Raw genomic sequence first — 20,330 nt, 5'->3', positions numbered from 1 at the left:
AAACCTCCTTTACCGCATAAAAATAACGGCTACACCGTATTCCTTTTCGGAATCGTAAGCCGTCTTAATTCGCATTACTTTAAATCCGCTGTTGTCCCCTGTTTTCGTTGCAATACCGTCGAGTCCCGCCGTAACTTTATCACCTACTCTGACTGTGTCGTCAATGCGTACGTGTATTTGTCCGATAAGGCCGACTATATGCCACTCAACACGCTCATCACGCGGAATATATTCAAGGGTCGGATCATAGTTCGGATTCTCTTTCGGCACAACCAGTTCGCGGCCATTCTCGATGATTGTTTCGTAGAGCATACCGCCAAACTCGTTACGCAAGAACCGATCATTCCAGTAAAAACCCGCGCCTCCCAATACAACGCCGGCAGTTTCAGATATAATTCCGTCCACGCTATCCCCTGGCTGCGCTTTTCGGATTTTATCGCCTTCGAGCGTTACCATAAGGCCGGAATCAATTCTCTGTCCGTCCAGTGACTCGAAGTATTCCGCAACGTCCTTAAAGTCGGAAACGCTTTCGACCCGGCCGACGCCCTGAATATTACCGTTCATGGAGTCGATCTTCCATTTGATGTTCCCTGCGGATGCTTCACCGGAACCATATCCGCCTACAACCGTGTAACCGTCATCGTTTATTACGGACTGTGACGATAGGATGGTTCGAGCCGGGCCGTCACCTTTTGTATGCGAATTGTTCGTTGCGAGAATAGCCTGACGCGATCCTTCAGTCGATGAACCTCCCGAAACGCCGCCCATGAAGTTTCTAGGCCCTTTCGCAACATTATCACCCGTGGCCGCAATGATTGCGCTCGTCGGATCTAGGGGTGATCCGCTCGTGGTAGCGCCTTTGAATCCTCCTTTAAAATTCGTGGGCACAACGCTGTACGAACGCCCACCGAGGTTTGCCGCAGATGCATATCCAGTCGCGTTAATTGCCGCAAGTTCTACTTGGTTGTTCGGAGAATAAACGCCCATTTCACCACTATCTCCGATCAATGTGGCGCCAATCAGAGACGCATTATAAACACCGCCACCGAACGCGACACCGATCGGTGAAGACTCGGAGATGGTTACGCCGGAGATCTGTATATAGTCAGTTCTTTGAGCGCCGCCAAAAGCTCGTATGTCGTGGCTGGCCGTCTTAAACCCTCGAATCTTGATTCCATCAACGTTGATATAGCTAGATTTAAATTGAAACGCGACTACCGGGTTGGCCTTGTAATCGTATTGCGGATCGCCGATCGCAGTAAAATTCGAAATCTGAACATGTTTATAGGCTGAGATAACCAACGCTCTTGGAGAAATATCTGCGTATAAACTATTAAAGACGGGTTCAATCGATGTGCAATTTGCGAATGTCACATGATACGCAGATGTACTCTCAGGATCAGTCTCGCTATGATGGGCGATGTGTCTTGCATCGTAAGAACGAACGTCCCTATAAGAAACATGATTCGTCACATGGATGTTTTGCGATGCCGGCCATTCTTTGTGCGCCTTTACTTCGACGCCTCGAATGTTTCCACTCGTATAACAGCCGTCTACCCAAACATTTTTTGATCCGTCATCAATTTCGATCCCATTCGAATTAGCAGCACCGGCCGGGTGTGCCTTTCCGCTAGGGTCCATACAGTGTGAATTTGAAATGAAAATGTATTCGCTATAATGTGTCGTAATCCCATCGTCACCGTAACCGGAGGCAACGCAGTTATCCAGCCAAACGTAATATGATCCATCAGCCGTATAATTTTCCGCAGTATTGTCGTATGCCGGAGCCGTTATATCAAAGCCATGTAGGCCGGGGTTCACCGCCTCTACGTCCTTAATCCAACCGAATTTTACTTTCGCTAAGGTTAAGCAGCTCGAATTTATACCTCCCGTCGCAGTCACGCCGCCTTGTCGATCCGGGTTCCAATCGAGTGTCATTCCCTCTACGTAGATATTCCGGTTTCCTCCTGAGTGGTCAGCGTTCGTAATAACCCACTCGTCGGCCGGCGTATCCTCGTGTAGCCTCAGTGTGGTAACGCCTTTTCCCTGACCGATAAGATACGTCCATGACGGGATCTTAGCACCTTTGATGACGTATTCGCCCGCTGATAAATTAAGGCGCACCTTACCATTACCGAGTGCCCTTACGAAAGCATCCGTACTATCTGTTTCACCAGTAGGATCAGCGCCATAATCGTCCACGTTTACGTTGCGTTGGATCTTTCGGAGCAACTTGTAATACTCTTTATCGAGCCGCTCTTTTAATAGAGGTTCAACGTTGCCGTCCGCATCTACACGAGCGTCTACCACCTCTTTTACGTTCGTTCCGTCTGCGTTAAGAATCAAGTTTTTTATACGGTTATACAGACCGTCTATATATGTGCGCAAAGAAAAACCGCTATGGTCAATCTGATCTGACGTATGGGCATGCTCCGCGGTCTTATGGCGGCTCAAACCGTTACTCAGATCGAGCATGTCGTTACCGATGTCTTCAAGGTTTTGGTTGTAGTTCTTGATATACTGACGGTCAAACCCGCCTGTATCAGCTTTCTTATATGAGTATTTCCCCATGCGCTCACCTCCGTTTAGTTCGCTTTAAATTGCGTGTTGATTGCGATAAAAGCGTTCGCAGTAGAATTCGTACTGCTTTCGATGCAAACATCGCCATTTGTTTTTATAACGCCGGTATAAATAAAACCAACGCCTGCCGATCCGGTAAAATGATACGGGTAAGTTGGCCGAAAACCTTCCGGAAGTGTGTAAACCGGCGTTGTCGGTCCGATGGTTCCACCTTTCGCAACGCCTCGTAATATCACCGTTCCGACCATATCCTTACCGTACTGAACCGGATAACTTCCGGAAGCGTCAGTGTATTGCGCCCATCCGCTTTTAAATGTCGGAGCCGTCCAGGTTATGTTCGTCAGACGGGCTTCCAATGCGGCGGCCGCTCCGCCAGACTCCTTCGAATCCCACGTTAACTTTTCTGATGCGGTTACGTGTATGTCCGTGTTTTTGACATGCGCATCTAAATCGCTCTTGAGCGCCAATCCCGCTGTATTCAGTGCGCTTGCTTTAATGGTTCCGGTGGACGCATCGATTACCTTATCAACCGTTTTCTTAGTCGTATCAAAATCCGCAATTAAATCCGACGCTTTTTTCGTGACTGATCCAAATGTGAATACCGGCGGCTTTTTGTCATTCGAATAGTCTTCGATAGTTAAGACGCGTAGCTGAACGTTAATATCAAACGGTTCGATAACGCACCACAGATAATCGCCTTTTCTTACGTCTTTAAAGCCCATATTTGCGAGCTCAATAGCCGTAAATGTTAGCGAAATGTCTAGGCTATCACCGAGCTTATTCTTCATTTCTGCCAGCAACGAAGATTTATCCGTAAACCTTTCGTCTTTTACCGGCTCGGCGTGCTTTATTCCGTAGATCGTTGCTAGTGGACTTGTATACTCCGCCTGCACAACATAGGTACCGTCATCTTTTTGCTTACCGTAGCCGCGAATATAAGTCGCAAAGCTACTAGTATCGATCTCTTTTTCCGGCTCACTGACGTTGTACTTGTATCGCAGAAAAGGTTCGTCTTTCTTGCTGCCGATCTTTTTCGCAATGTAAATACGCTTACCGACGTAATCAAATTCTGCGCCAAACTTTTCGAGAATGCTTCGCAATAAGGCTAACGAATTATCCCATCCGAAGTTTTGAACCTCTACCGATGTCGGAAGATCCGTATTGTCTACTTCATACGTGTATCCGGTTCCTTTTAACGCAAAATCGAGCATCGCATTTATTCGCAGCGTGCCCGATTTCTCTTCGTAAATCCGGTAATTTATCAAGTCGTCAAATATCCGATGAAGTGCCGTTACCTCAACGCCCACGCCGTTTTTGAACGTTTTCTCCTTATGCGTTTTGATAATGTATTCTTCGTCTTTATAAATAAGGATATTTTCGTTTTTAACGAATTTGTAACCGTGTTGATTTAGAACCGTCTTATACCCCGTTACATTTAACGTTTTTTCTCCCTCGATTCCGTTACTACGCGTAGCAAAGAAGCCCGGCAAAGGTTCCGCGATTCCCGATATATCTTTTACTGCTAAAATAGCCATCGTCGCTGCACCTACTTATATAAATAATGAAAATCGAAAGATATTTCGAAGCTTCCCACCGTTCCGGAAAGTTCGATTTCGTTCCATCCGGGCGCAAGCGAGATGTAGCCTCGGTTCGTATTCGCGTATATGCTTGTGCCGTTTTTCAAATGCCTGAGACCTTCGAGCTTCAACGTATCGGTAGATCCGGAGCTACCCGAATAAGCCACCGTTTGGGTAGTCGTTTTATTCGCGAGCTTAAAATTGGATGAGGCGCCTTTATAAACGATATCTAACGGTACGTCTTCGGCTGGATCAACCGTTACGTTGCCTGCGTTATAAATTCGGAATCTGTTCGTTTTGTGACGATACGATAAATCATCCGAAGGTAGCATACCTTGTGCTACTTGCCACTTATCAGAGTTAAACGTTAATGGGGCGAGCGTTGACCCTAAAGATGCTGCAAAAGGAAAAGCAGCCGTAAACTCAACCGTAAGTTTCCCGCTCCTAGGCGTGATGTCTTCCGGTTCGTACGTGCTGCTCACTTTTAAGGACCAAACCTTTCCGGGTTGGCGCGAATCTATAATTTCCATTTCGTTCTGCGTCGCGAATAGATCGTATATTTCGTCTAATAACAAATGATAGTCGAGATGGTCAACGCCTTTAAAAAGAAAGATGGCCGTTAACTTTCGGGCATCGAAGGTCGTACCTATATCGATTGATCCGTTGCGGCCATCTATTTCCTGAAGATCTGTCCGATGGGTTAACGAGTCCTTACGAAAACTAAGAAGCCGCAAACCGAAATTACGGTGATCGATCGTCTCACCGTTTTTTATAATAATCAGATGCACTACCGATCACCCCTAAATAATCTTTTCATCGTAGCTTGTTGCGCCTGAGAGCTGTCGACGTAGTTAGTTAAAGCGTCCTTATCTACCCGTACGCTCGGATCTTTTTGCGCGATTATGTTAAGCGTCGCTAAAGAACGTTGCTCCACGCTGACCAGCCTCTCAAGTAGATTCGCTACAACCGTCTGATCTGTTCCGCTCTCTACGCCTAATTTCTTGCCGGTTTCTTTATAAAGCTGAAGCGCCCGCTGACGGTTATTCTTTAACGGGATGACTGCTTCCGGACCCTCTTCCGCAACCCAAGCGAGTTGCTTTTGCGTCACAATGTCGCCGATTTTGTAACCCTTGTAAGGGCCGCCGGCACGCATTGATTTAATTCCGGGTACATTAAAAACCGTTTTGTATCGTGAAATGATGTAGCGAATGGCTGCAACCGCGTTGTGAACCGGATTCATGATGTCGCCCATGCCCTTCATTTTATACGCGTCAAACGTCGGTCTAATTGTCTGCATAAGACCCATCGACGGCGTTCCGCGCTTCCAGTTGCTATCCCATTTGTTGATCGTTGAAGGGCCGGTCCGTCCTCCGGATTCTTTCATTGCGATTGTTGTTAATGGGTTAAACCAACTACTCGGAACTTTTGTGACGGCCATCGCTTTACGAATCCACTGTTTAACGTTACCCGTCGCTTTTTCTCCGCTTCCGAAGCCGCCGCCAAAATCATCGATCTGCTTCTTAACGAAACCGACCATTGACGATTTAATCTTTTCGTAAGACCCTTTCGCCAAACTGCCGAATGCGCCAGAAATTTCCGGAAGCTTTAGTCCGAGGCTATTGACAACCTTCGAAACTAGTTTCTTCGGATCTGAAACGTAATCCCATACGTCAAACGCGAAGTCTTTGACTTTATTCACGGCGCCTTTCGCGACATTTACGACAGTGTCTTTTGCGCCCGAAACCGCATCGACACCTCTTTCGAATAGGTTTTTCTTTTTCGTCCCGTTCTTGAAGGCCGGAATGCCCTGCGCAATAAGCTTTTTCGTCATGTCGTGCGGAAGGACTTGCGTTCCTTTCGGTAAATTAAACAGCGTATCTCTGCCGGGACTTAGGCCGGTAAATCCGGAAGGTGTTCGGAATAGCTCAGGACCGCCACCATCGCCAAGGATCGCTGGACCGCCTGGGTGTCCGCCTGCTGCCGTACCTTTCGCATACCTAGGAATCTCTAATTTCGGAATGAAATGCTTCTTATCGACGCCAACCAAGCCGAGAACCTTATTGATACCTTTTTGCGTAAGGCCGTTTACGATACCCTCGAAGCCGCCGATCATCTTGTTTCCCAGAGATTTGACACCGTTAACAGCTTTACCGGCCATGCTTTTGATTCCGTCTCCAATTCTTCCTGGAAGCTTTTTCGCGCCATCTACTATACTGTTAAAACGATCCATTACTTTTTTCTTCATCTCGTAAGTTAAAAGCGCCATCTTATTCTTAACGTAAGTCCATTTATCGGAAATTGCTTTTCCTAGGTTTGTGACCAATTTTACAATTGGCGCGAATATAGCTTTTAAGATTCCGAGGACTGCGTTCCATGCAGCCTTCCAATCTCCTCTTAACAAAGCCGAGAACAATTTGATTACGTTCGTTACTATATTTAGCGCGGCTCTAATGACGGAAACTATTACAGGGAAAACTGCTTGAACAACACTCAGAATAAACTTTACGGCAGGAATTAAAACAGTTTTGATAATAATTGCGGCTGCCTTTAGTACCTGAATGATAATTTGTGCCGCATATTGAATGATAGGTACGATCAATGGAAAGACCGCTTTTACGACTTCCAAAATTAAAGGTAGGACGTTAACTACCAGATCCTTAATAACTGACGCAACCAACTGGATAATAGTAGCCACGAAAGGCATGACCGCTTTTACCACTGCTAAAACGACTGGAAAAATCGCCTGAACCGCGCTCAACAAAACCGGTAAAACTGTAGTTGCAATCATCTGAATCACCGGCGCAATCGCTTGGATAAGGCTTAGTATCACTGGAAATACCGCTTGAACTACGTTCAAAACAATCGGCAGCAGTGACGTAAATCCTTCGACGAGAATCGGTAGTACTGTCGTTACAATTGACGTTATTACCTGTAACAACGTGCCTTGGACCTGTACCCATATGTTTAATAGTCCGCTTACCAAGCTAATTATCCCCGGGAGCATCTGCGTAAAAGCGCTCGCTAATTCTCCGAGTAGAGGCGTAATTTGAACGACCGCATCCGAAAATGCTATACCTAATTCTCCCGCTAAACTTGCGAACGTCGCGCCTAATTGTGCGAAAGATGGTCCGAGCTCTGCAATAGCTGCACCTAACTCCGCAAAAGCCGGCTTTAACGTAGCCAGACTCGTAACCATAACGTTCATCGTTTCTGCGAACTCGGGCGCCAGTTCAGCCGCTATTTCACCGAAGTATTGACTGAATGCATCAAATACCGGTTGCAAGGCCGTCATTGCGCTACTAATAACGCTTGAAACTTGCGACCAGACAGTCGTTACAGAGTTACGGAACTGCTCGTTAGACTGATAAAGGCGGAATAAAAATCCGGACAAACTAGCTAACGCCGTAATCGCGAAGCCGATCGGCCCTGATACGCCCGCTAACGCCAAACCAAACCCCGTAATCACGGGCGCAACAATAGAGATTACGCCGCCGACACTTGAGAATGCGGTTTTCAATTGTGCGAAAAATATCCCCGCCGCGTCCGCTACTTTAGCTGCGACTCCTTGGCCGAAAAATTCCGAGGCTTTCTGTCCGAGCGAGTAAAAGAACGAACCTATTGCAGCGATCGCACTATTGAAACCGCTCTGAATTGCGGCTCCTATGTTGACCGCGCCGGCTGCAAATCCGTTCCACATGGCCGGACCTTTTTCGAGCAAGTACGCTGACATACGATCTACAGCCGCAATGATTCCATCAAACGCTACCTTCGCGCCATTGTATGCGACTAAGGCACCGGATTTGATAGCGTTAAACACTACGCCTAAAAGCTTCTGTAACTGCTCCGAATGTTTGTATACGAGTGTGAATACAGCGATTAGTCCCATTATTCCCGCGATGGTTAAAGCAATAGGACTGGTTAGCGCTGCAAATACGGAGCCGAGAACGGTCCCACTGACGGCCAGAAGACCGCCCCCTTCAATCAACGCTCCGATGCCCGCAGCCATCGCTCCGAATCCAGCTAAAACAGCTCCGAACGTTGTTATGATGCCGAGGATCACAGCTACGACCGCCGCAGAAATTGCGATAAATGTCTGCATACCTGGCGATAAATTATTAAACGCGTCTACAACTTTTTGCAAAACGGCAACTAGCGCGGATACGGCCGGGGTTAACGCTTTACCGACATTTATTTGTGCCGTCTCGAAGGCGCCTGATAACTCTTCGATTCGCCCTTTCAAGTTGTTCATACGCTCGGCCGCAACGTCTGCCGCTTTGATCTTATCCATCGCATTAGCCATCTCGGTAAAACCTTTAGCCCCGGACTTGCCGAGAATCAATGCTCCGCGGATAGCATCGGAGCCGAAAATTTTGTACAGTGCTTCCTGTTTATCTTTGGCTGACATACCATCCAAGGCCTTTGAGAGTTCTCCAGATATCTCGGTCATACTTTTAATGTTTCCTTGAGCATCGAAAAACTTATTGTCCATCACTCCAAGTGCAATCGATGCCTTAGAAAATGCTTTTTCGAAGGAGGCCGTACCCTTCTTTAAGCCGGTTGTCTTCGTAACGTAAGCGTCCATCGCTTTGTATATATCTCCGAGATCTTGGCTAGCCGGTTTAAATCCTTGTTTAGCCAAAGACTCAAACGCTTTTTTCGTATCTAAAGAAACAAGACCGAGAGACTCCATTGTTGTATAGGCACCGTCTGTCATCGGCACTAAACGACTTAACATTGTTTTTAGTGATGTACCAGCATCAGAGCCCTTTAGTCCATTCTGCGCAAATACTGCGAGTGCGGTAGACGTGTCTTTGAAAGATAAACCCATACCCGCGGCTACCGCTGAAGTCATAGACAGTCCGTACTTCATTTCTCCGACAGAAGTAGCCGAAGCATTGGCCGCTCCCGCTAGAATGTCGGCAGCCTTGGCAACACTTAAATTATCGTCTTTGAACGCATTGAGTGCGGTAGAGGCGATTTCTGCAGCGTCTGCCAGTTCGAGATCACCAGCTGTCGCTAATGAAAGTGCGCCGGAAAGGCCTCCGCCCATGATGTCTTTGGTAGATACGCCTGCTTTAACGAGCTCTTCCATACCTTGCGCAGCCTCTAACGCGCTGTATTTCGTATCCGCACCGAGTTTAACCGCAAGGTTCGTTAAAGCGTCGCTGTATTTGTTCGCCTCTGCCGGGTCCATTACCGATTTAACGTTCGACATTTGCTGCTCGAAGTCCATCGATTTCTTTGTCGCGAGTCCGAGGGCTCCGCTGATTGCCAACGTTGCAACGCCGAATGATGTTGCGATTTCGGAGCCAATCGACTGTAATTTCCCGCCAATCGTTCGAAGGTTTTCGCCGCTCTCTTGAGCTTGCGTTCCCATACGGTGCCATGCGTTGGCCTGCTGTTCAATCTGCGTGTTAGTCGCTCTTAACTGCGCCTGCGTCTCGCGGAGCTGTGCGGTAGCTTCGTTCATTCTTGCGCTAAGTTCTTGCGTTTCCTGAGCGTCTTCGCCTTTTGCGCGCTTGGCTTCGAGATATAATCGGCGAAGATCTTTTAAGCGTTGTTGCTGAAGATCAATCGATTTATTTAAGTGGTCGGCTTTCTGCCTCAGCTGATCCGAGGTCGATCCGAAATTATCAACGCCGGCCGTTGTCGCTTTAAACGCCGCGTCAAGCGCACGCATTTTCGTCGTGATCGTATTGACGCTCGCATTTAGTTTGGCCCCTAGCTGTGCGAATCCCGTACTCTGCTCTCTAATCCGCTTATTAACGAGGTCGAGTTGGTCCTCGGTTTTCCTCATGGCCGCTAATGCTTTATTGTACTGCGTCAGTAACCGGACGGAGGCGTCATTGTCTTTTCCCTTTACTCGTACACTCTCTTCATACCGACGTTTAAGCTCGGACAGCTTCGATGTGTGTACCTGCATCGTACGATTGAGCACGTTCGCTTTCTTATTAAGAGCATCAAGACTGTTATCGAATCTGCCGGCGCCGGCCATCGTAGCCTTGAATTCACTATTTACAGCCTCAAGTTTCTTGTTGATACCATCGAGGCCGCGAGTTAACTCAGTGCTATCTAGTCCGATACTGACCCGCAAAGAGCCGAGTGATTCCGCCATGCTTTACCTCCTTTCTAAAAACCGAGTACCTGATCGATATAGACTCCCTTCTTCCCGCCGCTTGAATCGCCGCTCTTGTCTTTTCCGCTTCCGGAAAATTGCATAAGCTCGAAGAACCAACCGATGTCCATTTCGTCGAGATAATAGATATCTTGTGGGCGCTCCATGCTATCGAGATAAAGCTTTTTAAGGTCGTGTTCAAGCTTTTCGAGGAAGTCTAACGGGAAAAGGTACCCTGGCTTTAGTTTTTTGCCGGAGTCTCCGCAGTGGCTTCGCCTTCGCCTTTTGTAGCGTCAGTCTGCTCAACACCTGCATTTACCGTCCCGACAACACCTTGGATAGTGTCCGAGATTGTTGGAATCATTTTTTCGGATGCAATACCATCGTAGAATTCATCAAGTGAGAATTGGTTGTCATAAACACGAACAACATAATCAACGAGGTTATCGAGATCGCCGACGTCTAGTTCGTCAAAGTTGCTTGTTTTCGATAGCTTGATAGCTTCGCGAAGCATTCTTCCTTTAATAAATGGTGCGTGAAAGACCTTTTCTTCACCTTTGATAAGTAATGTAATTTGCATGCAAACACTCTCCTAATTTGTTGTTTTTTGAGTGAACAAATAAAAGAGAGCCGGCCGCAGCCGAACTCTCTGATATGAATTTATTACTCGCCTGAAGGCGGTGTTCCGCCGCCACCGGTAGATGCGGAAGGCTCGTAAACTTTCGTGAACCAATCGTTAATAACCGCCTGATTAACGCCTTCACCTTTCGTGTAAACTGAACGTCCCCAAACGCCGTCAAACTCACGACGCATGAATGTGCCGGAAATTGAATCCGTTTGGAATTCTGGACTATCCGTCTTAGTAGCGAACTCTTCTTCCTGCAACTGGAACTTACCTTTATATAGCGCGTAAAGCTTGTCGCCGCCGCCCGATACTTGCGATTTAAAGAGTAACGCCCCATACGGCGCCAAGTCGGTATCTTTCTTTTCGAGCACGCCATCAGCATTAACCGTATGCCCGAGCAATAACGCCTGGATGTCGTGAGACAACTGGTCAACGCCGATTTCTACCTCGACGCCGCCGAAAGCCGTTTCGATCTCAGACGGCCCATCATCCGCGTTCAAAGTTTCGCTGTTAGTGTTCGGTGAAATAGACGCTTCAATTGCCTTACCGATCTTAACCGGTTTATCGTAAGTGGCGCCTGCTTCATCGTCCTTAATCAATTTCGCAAAGTAAATATCGCGTAATCCCATGCGTGTTCCTGCCAAATTTATTCCCCCTCTGTATTTTGCGCATAATAAAAACGGAGCACCTTGTGGTATATCTCCGTTTCGTTTTCGTATAGGTCGTACTGCCCTAAGCGCCCAAAGCCCGCATCGACGAGCTGTTTCTTAACGCCAGTTTCTAGCCGGGCGTATTCGCTTGGGTCCTTCGTATAAATATCAACTTGAACGTAAAATCCCGTCGCTTCCTCATCGTCTTCCGCATTGAGTGCGCTCTTTTCGTCGTAGAAGAAAAACCGGATGTATGTTTCGTCCTCTCCGCGATACTTAAGAAAAACAACGGGCACGCCCAACGGTTTAAGCGCCGAGTTAACGATTGCCCGCGCATTCATCGAAATAACTCCCTTTCTAAATAGCGTCTGATCTCGCGCTGTGCTTCGTTCTTTTTCGCGTTGAAAGACGGCTCAATAAAAGGCATCGCTTGGTGCCCCGGGTGATCGACTTCTCTTCCGTAAAACGTAGAACCGTCGCTCATGACCTTTTTGTTCTTCGCTTTTTCTAAGTGCGGACTGGTACCGAACTCAGCGAATCGCGATATAAAGTCGAGGTCGCTCGGTCCGATTTCGATAATGTCGTTCTTAACGTCGCTGACCAGGATCTTACTTTGTGCGCTAGGCTTACGCGCTTCCATCTCTTCAAATACCGGCTTAGCGCCGGCCTCAAGCGCGCCTTTTTTAACGGACTGAGATTCCCGCCCCATCCGGTTTAGCCTCGCCATCAGCTCACGCATGCCTTTAACGTTTGATCTTGAACTCATTTAACGTCGACCTCCTTCGCAATAATCGTGAAGGTAACGTTTGCTTCGTTATCGTTGATAATGCTTTCGATCTCGAACTCTCGTCCGTCATATTTAACGCGCATCTTGTTATTAAGCAACGCCTTCATTCGCTTGGAATAACGAATGATAAAACGGGTCGTCCTCTCGGCCTGAATCGTGGCTGCCGCAATAAATTCTCGGCCCTGTAACGTCTTTACTGCCGACCAAACCGTGGCAACCGACGTCCATCCGTCGATCTCAAACCCTTCGTCATTCGTTGTGTTTGCGTACTGCAGAAACGTGATCCGCTTATTAAAACTTCCGATGTTTACCGCCATAGCGCTCACCTCAATTGAAGGATCATACCGGCGATTTTTGCTCCGCTGTTAGCTGTCGTCCTGTTTTCGTAGGCGTCCGCAACAAAGATCAGCACCGCCATTTTGTACAGGTCCGATTCGGTATCCTTTACGCCTGCGTTTTCCATATGCTTTTCTGCTGCGGAAATAAAAAAGGAGACGAGGTTATCGTCCTCATCTCCATCAATCCGCAAGTATTCTTTTGCTTCATCAAGCGTAAGTGCCATCGTTATTCACCTGCCGGAGGTGCCGGTTCGTTGACCGTAATAGCCACCGTTTTCTTAACCGAAGGTTTCGACTTAGACGCGACAGTGATCGTAGCTGTACCGGCTGCTTTAGCCGTTACTAAGCCGGAGCTAGATACGGTTGCCGTCGCGGTGCTGCTAGACGTAAAAGTCACGCTTTGGTCTGCGCTTGAAGGCGTGACCGTTGCGTTAATCTTATACGTATCGCCCACCGTTAAGGTCTTGGAGGTTTCCGTTACGTTGACGCCTGTAGGTTCGGTCGCTAACGTAGTCACCGAAAGCTCGGCGCTAAGTGGAGACGGATCGCCGGTGTTAGGAATTGCGCGAACCTGATACTTATACGTTGTTAATTGCGTCAAGCCGCTGTCTGCAAACGATGTCCCTACGCGAGATCCGATAGATACTCCGTCTCTGTATACCTCGTATTCTTTAATGCCCCCATTAAAGGTTACGGCGTCCCAACTAAGGGACACCGATGTGTCTTTAGGAGTCGCCGTTAACCCTTGGGGCGCATTAGGGCGTAGTTACAACGGATGCAATACGGAACGCAGATTTAAGCTTGATTTTATGGTCGAACCAAGCAGTCAGAACGAATAAGTTTTCGCCTGTGTTGATGTCTTTGTCGCTTTCATAAGTGATCGCTGGATCGTAGTTAAAGTGAGAGTAACGGAAGTCACCGACGATTGGTTTAACCGCAGCATCCGAGAATACAACCTGTTTACCGATAATTTGCTCTGGCTGAGCGTTGTAAAGAGTTGCGCTGCCGTTTGCGAGAGTTTCGATCATTTCCAAGTAATCCGCATAGGTCATCATAACTTTTGCGTTCTCGCGGAAATCTTCCGGCAGATCGGCAATGGCCTTTTTAATCGCTTTGTACGTAGATTCTCCGGACACTTCTTTAATGCCGGCTCCGTAGAATGACATCTCCTCTTCGCCAACTTTCGGTGCAGTTGCAAAAGATACTTTCTTCTCTTTAGCAGCTAGACCGGACTGAAGTGCTTGCTCAACCGTTGATACTAGGTTTGTATCAGTCGCAGCTAAAATAGTTTCAGAAACTTTTGCTTTAACTTTGAATTTGCGGCGACCAAAAGTTACAACTGAGCCCTCAACTTCTAGCTCTTTAGCAGTCTGTGTATCTTGAATGAAATCATCATCATCTAAAGAAAAATCCACTTTAGGGATCTCTAGGTTAGTAACGCTTGTATAGGTTGATACATTACGGAGTGGGTTCTTTACAAAAGGCTCATGAATTAGCTCTTCAGATACTGTTTTCGGCAGTAATTTTTCTCCGCCTGTTCCGTTGTTATCGCCAAGAACCGCACGCACTTCTTGCGCCGGGACTTCACGGCGCATTGCAGCACGGATAAGTCCGGCTTTAGCTGAAACTTTACGTACAGATGGGTCAGAACTTTCAAGACCTGCACTCGCGCCCGCATGCTCTTTTTCAAGTGAAGCTTGAATCCTAGCCTTTTGCTCCGCTTCTTTTGCATCGTGCTGACTTTTCAAAATGTCGTAACGTGCTTGTAAATCTTGTTTTTTCTGCTGAAGCGCTTTTAAATCTTCCATTTGCGCACCTGGATCTGCAGCTTTCACTACGATCTCACGATCAACTGATGCCAATTGCGTACCTACGGTATTTAAATTAGCTTTTAGATCAAATAGTTCCATTAATTTATTCCTCCGTCATTTCTTAATTTGAGTAAATGTGTTTCGGCTTCTGCGGCAATTTGTTCGCGGAATCTCCGTTCCTCCTCCGACATGCCCGCAGGCTGATCGGACTTAAAGACGTCCGGAGTATTCCGGTAACTCGCGAATAACTTCGTATCTATCTTCGCAGCCACTTGTTTAGGTGCTTCGATGCTGTCGCAAAGCCCTAATTCGAGGCATTCTTGCGCTGTAAGCCACGTTTCAGCGTCCAAAAGCGCGATTAATCGGTCACGATCAAGCTTTTCGCCTGCTTTTCCGAGATAAGCCTCGATAAGACTTTCGCGAATGCGGTCCATGTCATCGGCCTGCTTACGGAGTTCGTCCGCATTTCCTTGCGCTAAGGTCCACGGGTTGTGAATCATCATCATCGCGTTTGCGGGCATAAAAATAGCGTCACCAGACATTGCGATGACGCTTGCGATACTGGCAGCCAGCCCGTCGACGTAAACGTTAACGTAGGCTTTGTGCCGCTTTATGATGTTGTAGATCGAATTTCCTTCGAAAACGGACCCGCCAGGCGAGTTAATATAGATATTTAGCGTAGAAACGTCGCCCAGTTCGTCTAAATCCGCCTTAAAAGTCTGCGCTGTTACTTCGTCGCCCCAAAATTGGGCCGAACTGATTTCACTGTAAATGTAAACCTCACCAGCTTTAGCGTCACTCTTCGCCGCTTTGATTTCCCAGAACTTCTTTATCGTCCTCACCTCCTTTCGAGTCTTCGTTATCATCTTCGTTAGTTTTTAACGTTGGAGGCGTTGGCGCGTCGTTGCTCGTGATTTTCTGCTGTGCGACTTGATCGATCGGGAATAAGTCTTTGCTCAAATAAAGCGTGTCCCCACCCTTTTCTGGCGGTAGATCCTCCCACGCACGCACCTCATTCGGCTTAAACCAACCGCTCCGGATGCCTTGTTGATAGAAATTGCCGCGAGTCTGCATGTCTCCGCGTAATAATGCGTTCATGCTAAACTTAAAATAATAACCGGCCTTGCGTTCCTCATCAGTCAGCAGCTTCCGGTTAAATTCCTTCTCGTATTGAGTTGCAATAGGCATCAATGTGCCTTGTACATAGTCGATGTAAAGTTGCTCCATTTTAGATACGCTGCCTTGCGTTTCCCCGAGCATATATAACGGAATATTAAAAGCCTGTGCAACCCTTGCACGTGTCACCTTCTCGACTTCAAACGCTTTCGTATCGATGAATTCCTTTTTTAATTCACGTATTTTTACGCCCTGTTCTTGAATTAAGATGCCGCCGTTATCTCTATAGAAGCTTTTAAAGTTCTCAAGCATCTCTGCTTTTCGCTTATCGTCCAACTGCGTTGCAAGTTCGAGAATAAACGATATCTTAGCGCCGTCCATCTGTTCGAGACTGAACGTCCTTACATCGCGATCAAAGTCGAGCGCATTCCGCAAAACCTTTAACGGCGAAATTCCTTTGAGTCCGTCAACCGACGTATACTTAACGTGAATCATATCCATGTTGTGAACGAAGTAGTTGCCGCTATCACCGAATATCTCGTACCAGAGCTCGCGAGACGTTTCTTCAATGACCGGCTGCACCCGCGAAGGATCTAAAACGTCCAGCCCGATGACTTCAAAACGCATTCCGTACCGTTTTATCGCGTAAGCATTGCCATAAACAGCCCGATGAGTCTCTAAAAGTCCGATCATTTCACCGGAAGTCATGTTATGGTTCGGCGCGTACGTTAATAGTTCGGATGCCTGCGACTCGATCGGCTGATAGTTCTTGTACGCCTTGATCGGCAAGCTTGCCATCGTATTTGATAGTCGCGATACAGCCGAGAAGACAGTCTCGTTATCAGCCAACGCATGCTCACCATAGTTTCCGAAAATGCTAGCTCGGGGGATAAACCAGTGAGCGAGATCCTTTTTGACGGCCGCCTTTGCTTCGGGTGCACCTCTGAAAAAGTTTCGTACGTTGCTCCAAAAGCCCAATTTTCTCACCTCCTAACCGTTTAATAGATCATTAATCGAGATAAATCCGACGCTTCCGCCTGCAACCGGCTTCGTCATGTCGAGATATATCTGCGAATGGGCGTTAAGGAACGCAGCAAAGCCATCAATTTTCCGGTAGCGTGTTTGTTTGGTCGGCAGCCAGTTTCCGTTACGATCCTCGACGAGTTTAACGTTGTTTAAATACCACGTGAAAAGTTTGTTCCCGTTATATACGACTCTTCCGTCGAGCAATAATTCTTTGACGTTCTTCAACGGATCGCTCAACGTGATATAGCCCTGCCGCACGACTTCAGTTTGGAAACCGTAATTTTGAAGGTCTTGGACCAGTCGCATCGCATTCGCCGGGTCAAACGTGATCTTTTCGATCTGATATTTGCGCGACATCTCCACGAACCAGTCGTAAACGTACTCGTATTCTACGTATTCGCCCGGAATAATCGTCAAATAACCGTCGGCCTCAAACCCACGGTAGTCGATTTTTTCGTTATCTTTTTGTACTTTTGCCGCCGGAACCCACGAATGAGACAAAACAAAAACGCGATTATCCGGCAAGATGAATTCCAGACACGCGCTCGTAAAGTCTTCCGTTTGTGATAAGTCGAAGCCGCCGATGCATCGCATGCCGCGCAATGATTCCGGATCGATATTTCCATTGTTGCGCTTGATGACTTCGAAGTCGATGAAACTTTCTTCGCCGTTATCAACGAAGATATTGAACCGCTTGACCAGCCAGTCGTTATATTCGCGTGGTACGTGTCGGTCTGCGTTAAAGTCCTGAATCATTGACGGAATATCCATCGTTACGCCGATGTTTGGGTTCGCTTTGATCCACATTTCCGGGTTTTCGACCTCAGATATGTCGTCTAATTCCGCCATAAAGTAGAAATTTCGCTCCTGGACGTTGCTTCCGTCAAGAACATCGGAGGCAATTTCGTAATATTCAACCAAAGGGCCATCCAGCTGATAGCCTGCCGTCGTAATGTAAATGATTAACGGTTGGGTACGCGCAGCCCTTGAGTTCTTGATTACGCTGATGAGCTTCGAATCTTTGAATTCGTGGATCTCATCGAATATGCCGAGGTGCGTGTTCAAGCCGTCCAACTTTTCGCTATCTGACGCCCGCGCTTCGATCTGACTCATGGACGCGTCGTGGTAAATGCCTTTTTGATTCTCGCGAATGTGTTTCCGAAGCTTCGGTGATTTTCTTATCATAGCGCGACTCTCTTCGAAAAGGACGCCCGCTTGCTGCTTCGAGTTGGCTAAAACGTAGGCTCTGGCGCCCGGTTCGCCGTCTTTTGTTATCGCGAAATTTGCTAAACCGCTGATTTTCGTCGTTTTTCCGTTCTTACGGCCGACAAATATAAGGCCTTCGCGGAAACGTCGTAGCCCGGTATCGCGATGAACCCAACCGTATAGCGATCCGATTACGAAGTGTTGCCACGGCTGAAGCGTTAAGTTTGAGTACCGTCCTTGCGACGGCTTGCAATACCGCTCGATAAATTGTATCGGTCGATGTCCTTTTTCTTCGTCAAATACGTAAGGAAATTCGTCTGTGCCGGCGCGTTCAAGATCGCGAAGATGACGTTTGCAAGCGAGAATATTTTTCTTACTCGCGACAATTTCACCGGCAGCCACCTTCTCCGCGTACCAAGTCGTTAGCAACTTTTCGGACGGTTTTTCACGTATAAATCCGGCTATTTTTTGCGTTTTTAGCCAGTTTTCGTACCATTTTTCGATCTCTGTAGCGTTAGAATTTACTGAAATCGTCGTCATCGTCATCACCGCCCGCGTTTAATTCTTTGCGCTGTGCCGGCGTAAGATCGAGCGATTTCAGAAGGTTATTTAATGTCGTAACCGTCTTCGTGAGCTCAATCGCTAACGGATTTTTGACGAGGTTTTCCGCGCCTGCCTTGTTCGTATGCCGCATCATTAAAGGGTTTTCTGCCACTTCCTTTTTTAATCGGCGGTAGAACTTATGCGTATCGACGTAAAGATCGATAAGCTCTTCGTCCGATTCCGTATACCTGTCGCCAAGATATTCGCGCAGCCTTTTCGCAGTGGGTACCGCCATATGATCGCTCCTTTCATCCGGGGATTTACCCCCTTTAATGTAAAAATTCCGGTCGCGCTACAAGCGAAGGGGCCCCGCCGGTCCTTACGTTTTTGCCTTCGAAATCCCAACGGTAGGGGGGCTATAGCTCCGGATTAGCCTGCGCCTTCACCACGTTAATCTTGCGCTTCTTCTTCGCCTTTTCAGCCGGTCCAGCGCCTTTTTCCGGATGCCTTCGGTTGTGGCACGGATTGCATAAACTTACGAGATTTTCGAGTGTTAAAGATAATTCCGGATGATCACGGAGTTCTTTGATATGATGAACCGTCTGAGCCTTCGTTATCTTACGTTCTTTGAGACAGTCTTGGCATACGCCATGGTCACGCGTCAAAGCCAACGCCCTGCACTCCGTCCATGCCTTCGACTTATAGAACGCCCGTGCTTCGGGGTTGCGCTTGTGCTTGTCGTAGTAGTTATGCGCCATAAGCCCGTTCGCCTACCGCCAGTTCCTTCGTCTCTACAACCGGTTTCTTACTGCCAATATTAGCGTGCTTGATACGGAAATAGGTAGACCCTATCTGCTTATCATCCCTTGTACTCCACTCGAAATCTACCGCAATAAGAGCAGTTACATCTTCGCCTTTGTATACGATGCGTGGTATCGATTGTTCATCCGTTAGTTCTATCGTTAGTAAGTTCGGTGATGCTGTCGGCTTAGTATCCGAATCCCCTACCGTTTCCCTATCGTAAAACTGACGAAACTTATTCACCGTTAGACCACTTAAGTTCATATCGTTATATCGTGTTGATCCGTCTTTCACCGCTATCCCTCCGTTCATAAACGCTCATTTGTCCGTTTAATATTATACATACGATCGGCCCAGGGTTATCACAAGTCTTTCCCTAAATAGTTTTGATATTTTCCTTTTAACTGATTCATAGCCTTAGTCTTTTGTTATAAACTATAGATAGACTATGATATAGAAGGAGCGATATAAATATTGGCCCCTAAATGGCAACCTACCGAAGGTTTAAACCCTATACAAGATCTATCAAACATAGACGAATTTTTAATTAAAAATGCAGTTGGTTTAGTTAAGGATGAGGTATTTTGGTATTATCAAAAAGATATCAACCAATTTAAAGTAATCAGCGATTTACATTCCGTGGAAAAAACTCATTCATTTAAAATCCTTGCTAATGTAGGCCTAGAATATCTAATTAAAGCTGTTTGCATTAAATTAAAAATCAATATATTTAAAGCCTATAAATCGGATACTAGGGAAAATTCGATTAACAGTATTTTCAAGATTACTGCAAGTAACAACGAGTGGTTGCAATCTATCTTTAACAGGCTTAGTTACCGATATTTAGGTGATATCAATACGATAACGTTAAATAAGTGTATACATAAATTAAAAGACAAGTTACTGCAGAGTAACTCCCATAAAGATCTTGCAGTAGAGATGTTTATAAGAAGGCTTGAATTCGTAAGAAAATACCACCGTAATTTAGAAACCCATATAGTTATAAATCTAACTGACACTGGGATGTACGAAAAAGAACTTCCTGATTTATACAATACGCTTTTAAACTTATTTTACGATAATAAATTTAACTTAAGTTAATTTTTGCATTTTGTGTTTTTGGATATAAGACTCTATAACGAGGTTGATTAACAA

At 46.8% G+C, this 20,330-nt stretch carries 19 protein-coding genes and 1 pseudogene; 1 reads left to right on the top strand and 19 read right to left on the bottom strand.

Annotated features, from left to right (window positions below; genetic code table 11):
- Positions 1–9: 9 nt before the first annotated feature.
- The 19 genes and pseudogenes from G9F50_RS11630 to G9F50_RS11545 all read right to left on the bottom strand — a co-directional run bounded on the left by G9F50_RS11630 (position 10) and on the right by G9F50_RS11545 (position 19,469).
- Positions 10–2,571 (bottom strand): peptidase G2 autoproteolytic cleavage domain-containing protein, encoded by a 2,562-nt coding sequence (locus tag G9F50_RS11630; RefSeq protein WP_165417763.1) that lies wholly within the window; start codon positions 2,569–2,571, stop codon positions 10–12.
- 14 nt (positions 2,572–2,585) lie between these two features.
- A complete protein-coding gene (locus G9F50_RS11625) occupies positions 2,586–4,115 on the bottom strand; it encodes a phage tail protein (protein ID WP_165417762.1) in 1,530 nt (509 codons plus the stop codon).
- An 11-nt stretch (positions 4,116–4,126) separates the two neighbouring features.
- A complete protein-coding gene (locus G9F50_RS11620; protein ID WP_165417761.1) occupies positions 4,127–4,945 on the bottom strand; it encodes a phage tail family protein in 819 nt (272 codons plus the stop codon).
- Positions 4,945–10,272 (bottom strand): phage tail tape measure protein, encoded by a 5,328-nt coding sequence (locus G9F50_RS11615; RefSeq protein ID WP_165417760.1) that lies wholly within the window; start codon positions 10,270–10,272, stop codon positions 4,945–4,947. The genes G9F50_RS11620 and G9F50_RS11615 overlap by 1 nt, the downstream gene beginning before the upstream one ends.
- 241 nt (positions 10,273–10,513) lie before the next feature.
- Positions 10,514–10,852, bottom strand: coding sequence for a phage tail assembly chaperone G (gpG, locus tag G9F50_RS11610; RefSeq protein ID WP_241264965.1), 339 nt, complete (start codon positions 10,850–10,852; stop codon positions 10,514–10,516).
- An 83-nt stretch (positions 10,853–10,935) separates the two neighbouring features.
- Entirely contained in the window at positions 10,936–11,541 is a 606-nt protein-coding gene (locus G9F50_RS11605; RefSeq protein ID WP_241264964.1) for a major tail protein, read from the bottom strand.
- A 2-nt stretch (positions 11,542–11,543) separates the two neighbouring features.
- On the bottom strand, positions 11,544–11,888 hold the full coding sequence (locus G9F50_RS11600; protein ID WP_165417759.1) for a hypothetical protein: 345 nt from the start codon (positions 11,886–11,888) through the stop codon (positions 11,544–11,546).
- A complete protein-coding gene (locus tag G9F50_RS11595; RefSeq protein ID WP_232469702.1) occupies positions 11,885–12,313 on the bottom strand; it encodes an HK97-gp10 family putative phage morphogenesis protein in 429 nt (142 codons plus the stop codon). Before G9F50_RS11595 ends, G9F50_RS11600 begins: the two co-directional genes overlap by 4 nt.
- Positions 12,310–12,651, bottom strand: coding sequence for a phage head closure protein (locus G9F50_RS11590; protein WP_165417758.1), 342 nt, complete (start codon positions 12,649–12,651; stop codon positions 12,310–12,312). Before G9F50_RS11590 ends, G9F50_RS11595 begins: the two co-directional genes overlap by 4 nt.
- 5 nt (positions 12,652–12,656) lie before the next feature.
- Entirely contained in the window at positions 12,657–12,896 is a 240-nt protein-coding gene (locus G9F50_RS11585; protein ID WP_165417757.1) for a head-tail connector protein, read from the bottom strand.
- Positions 12,897–12,898: 2 nt separating this feature from the next.
- Complete coding sequence (locus G9F50_RS20580; protein ID WP_260399194.1) at positions 12,899–13,189, bottom strand: Ig-like domain-containing protein; 291 nt, start codon at positions 13,187–13,189, stop codon at positions 12,899–12,901.
- A 9-nt stretch (positions 13,190–13,198) separates the two neighbouring features.
- Positions 13,199–13,414, bottom strand: a pseudogene (locus G9F50_RS20795) (fibronectin type III domain-containing protein); the annotation flags it as partial.
- 13 nt (positions 13,415–13,427) lie between these two features.
- Positions 13,428–14,582 carry a phage major capsid protein gene (locus G9F50_RS11575; RefSeq protein ID WP_165417755.1) on the bottom strand — a complete coding sequence of 385 codons (1,155 nt, stop codon included), beginning with the start codon at positions 14,580–14,582 and terminating at the stop codon, positions 13,428–13,430.
- Positions 14,582–15,325: a head maturation protease, ClpP-related gene (locus tag G9F50_RS11570; protein WP_165417754.1), complete on the bottom strand. Its 744-nt coding sequence runs from the start codon at positions 15,323–15,325 to the stop codon at positions 14,582–14,584. The genes G9F50_RS11575 and G9F50_RS11570 overlap by 1 nt, the downstream gene beginning before the upstream one ends.
- A complete protein-coding gene (locus G9F50_RS11565) occupies positions 15,279–16,586 on the bottom strand; it encodes a phage portal protein (RefSeq protein ID WP_260399193.1) in 1,308 nt (435 codons plus the stop codon). The genes G9F50_RS11570 and G9F50_RS11565 overlap by 47 nt, the downstream gene beginning before the upstream one ends.
- Before the next feature lie 3 nt (positions 16,587–16,589).
- A complete protein-coding gene (locus G9F50_RS11560) occupies positions 16,590–18,371 on the bottom strand; it encodes a terminase large subunit (RefSeq protein WP_165417752.1) in 1,782 nt (593 codons plus the stop codon).
- Complete coding sequence (locus G9F50_RS11555) at positions 18,346–18,669, bottom strand: P27 family phage terminase small subunit (protein ID WP_088030590.1); 324 nt, start codon at positions 18,667–18,669, stop codon at positions 18,346–18,348. Before G9F50_RS11555 ends, G9F50_RS11560 begins: the two co-directional genes overlap by 26 nt.
- A gap of 121 nt (positions 18,670–18,790) precedes the next feature.
- Positions 18,791–19,132, bottom strand: coding sequence for an HNH endonuclease (locus tag G9F50_RS11550; RefSeq protein WP_165417751.1), 342 nt, complete (start codon positions 19,130–19,132; stop codon positions 18,791–18,793).
- Positions 19,122–19,469: a hypothetical protein gene (locus G9F50_RS11545; RefSeq protein ID WP_242517106.1), complete on the bottom strand. Its 348-nt coding sequence runs from the start codon at positions 19,467–19,469 to the stop codon at positions 19,122–19,124. The genes G9F50_RS11550 and G9F50_RS11545 overlap by 11 nt, the downstream gene beginning before the upstream one ends.
- Positions 19,470–19,649: 180 nt before the next feature.
- On the opposite strand from G9F50_RS11545, the gene G9F50_RS11540 reads away from it, so the two are divergent.
- Complete coding sequence (locus G9F50_RS11540) at positions 19,650–20,276, top strand: hypothetical protein (protein WP_165417750.1); 627 nt, start codon at positions 19,650–19,652, stop codon at positions 20,274–20,276.
- Positions 20,277–20,330 lie beyond the last annotated feature (54 nt).

Source organism: Bacillus sp. EKM206B, from assembly GCF_011066015.1.
GTDB classification, from domain to species: Bacteria; Bacillota; Bacilli; order Bacillales; family Bacillaceae; genus Bacillus; species Bacillus velezensis.
This window is presented reverse-complemented; position numbering and strand designations above follow the sequence as displayed.

Bases quoted from the DNA above. Each gene is read 5' to 3' on its own strand.
- gpG (WP_241264965.1), bottom strand. From the start codon at position 10,852: ATGCAAATTACATTACTTATCAAAGGTGAAGAAAAGGTCTTTCACGCA.
- G9F50_RS11625 (WP_165417762.1), bottom strand. From the start codon at position 4,115: ATGGCTATTTTAGCAGTAAAAGATATATCGGGAATCGCGGAACCTTTG.
- G9F50_RS11600 (WP_165417759.1), bottom strand. From the start codon at position 11,888: ATGAATGCGCGGGCAATCGTTAACTCGGCGCTTAAACCGTTGGGCGTG.
- G9F50_RS11590 (WP_165417758.1), bottom strand. From the start codon at position 12,651: ATGGCGGTAAACATCGGAAGTTTTAATAAGCGGATCACGTTTCTGCAG.
- G9F50_RS11615 (WP_165417760.1), bottom strand. From the start codon at position 10,272: ATGGCGGAATCACTCGGCTCTTTGCGGGTCAGTATCGGACTAGATAGC.
- G9F50_RS11550 (WP_165417751.1), bottom strand. From the start codon at position 19,132: ATGGCGCATAACTACTACGACAAGCACAAGCGCAACCCCGAAGCACGG.
- G9F50_RS11555 (WP_088030590.1), bottom strand. From the start codon at position 18,669: ATGGCGGTACCCACTGCGAAAAGGCTGCGCGAATATCTTGGCGACAGG.
- G9F50_RS11585 (WP_165417757.1), bottom strand. From the start codon at position 12,896: ATGGCACTTACGCTTGATGAAGCAAAAGAATACTTGCGGATTGATGGA.
- G9F50_RS11595 (WP_232469702.1), bottom strand. From the start codon at position 12,313: ATGAGTTCAAGATCAAACGTTAAAGGCATGCGTGAGCTGATGGCGAGG.
- G9F50_RS11575 (WP_165417755.1), bottom strand. From the start codon at position 14,582: ATGGAACTATTTGATCTAAAAGCTAATTTAAATACCGTAGGTACGCAA.
- G9F50_RS11560 (WP_165417752.1), bottom strand. From the start codon at position 18,371: ATGACGACGATTTCAGTAAATTCTAACGCTACAGAGATCGAAAAATGG.
- G9F50_RS11630 (WP_165417763.1), bottom strand. From the start codon at position 2,571: ATGGGGAAATACTCATATAAGAAAGCTGATACAGGCGGGTTTGACCGT.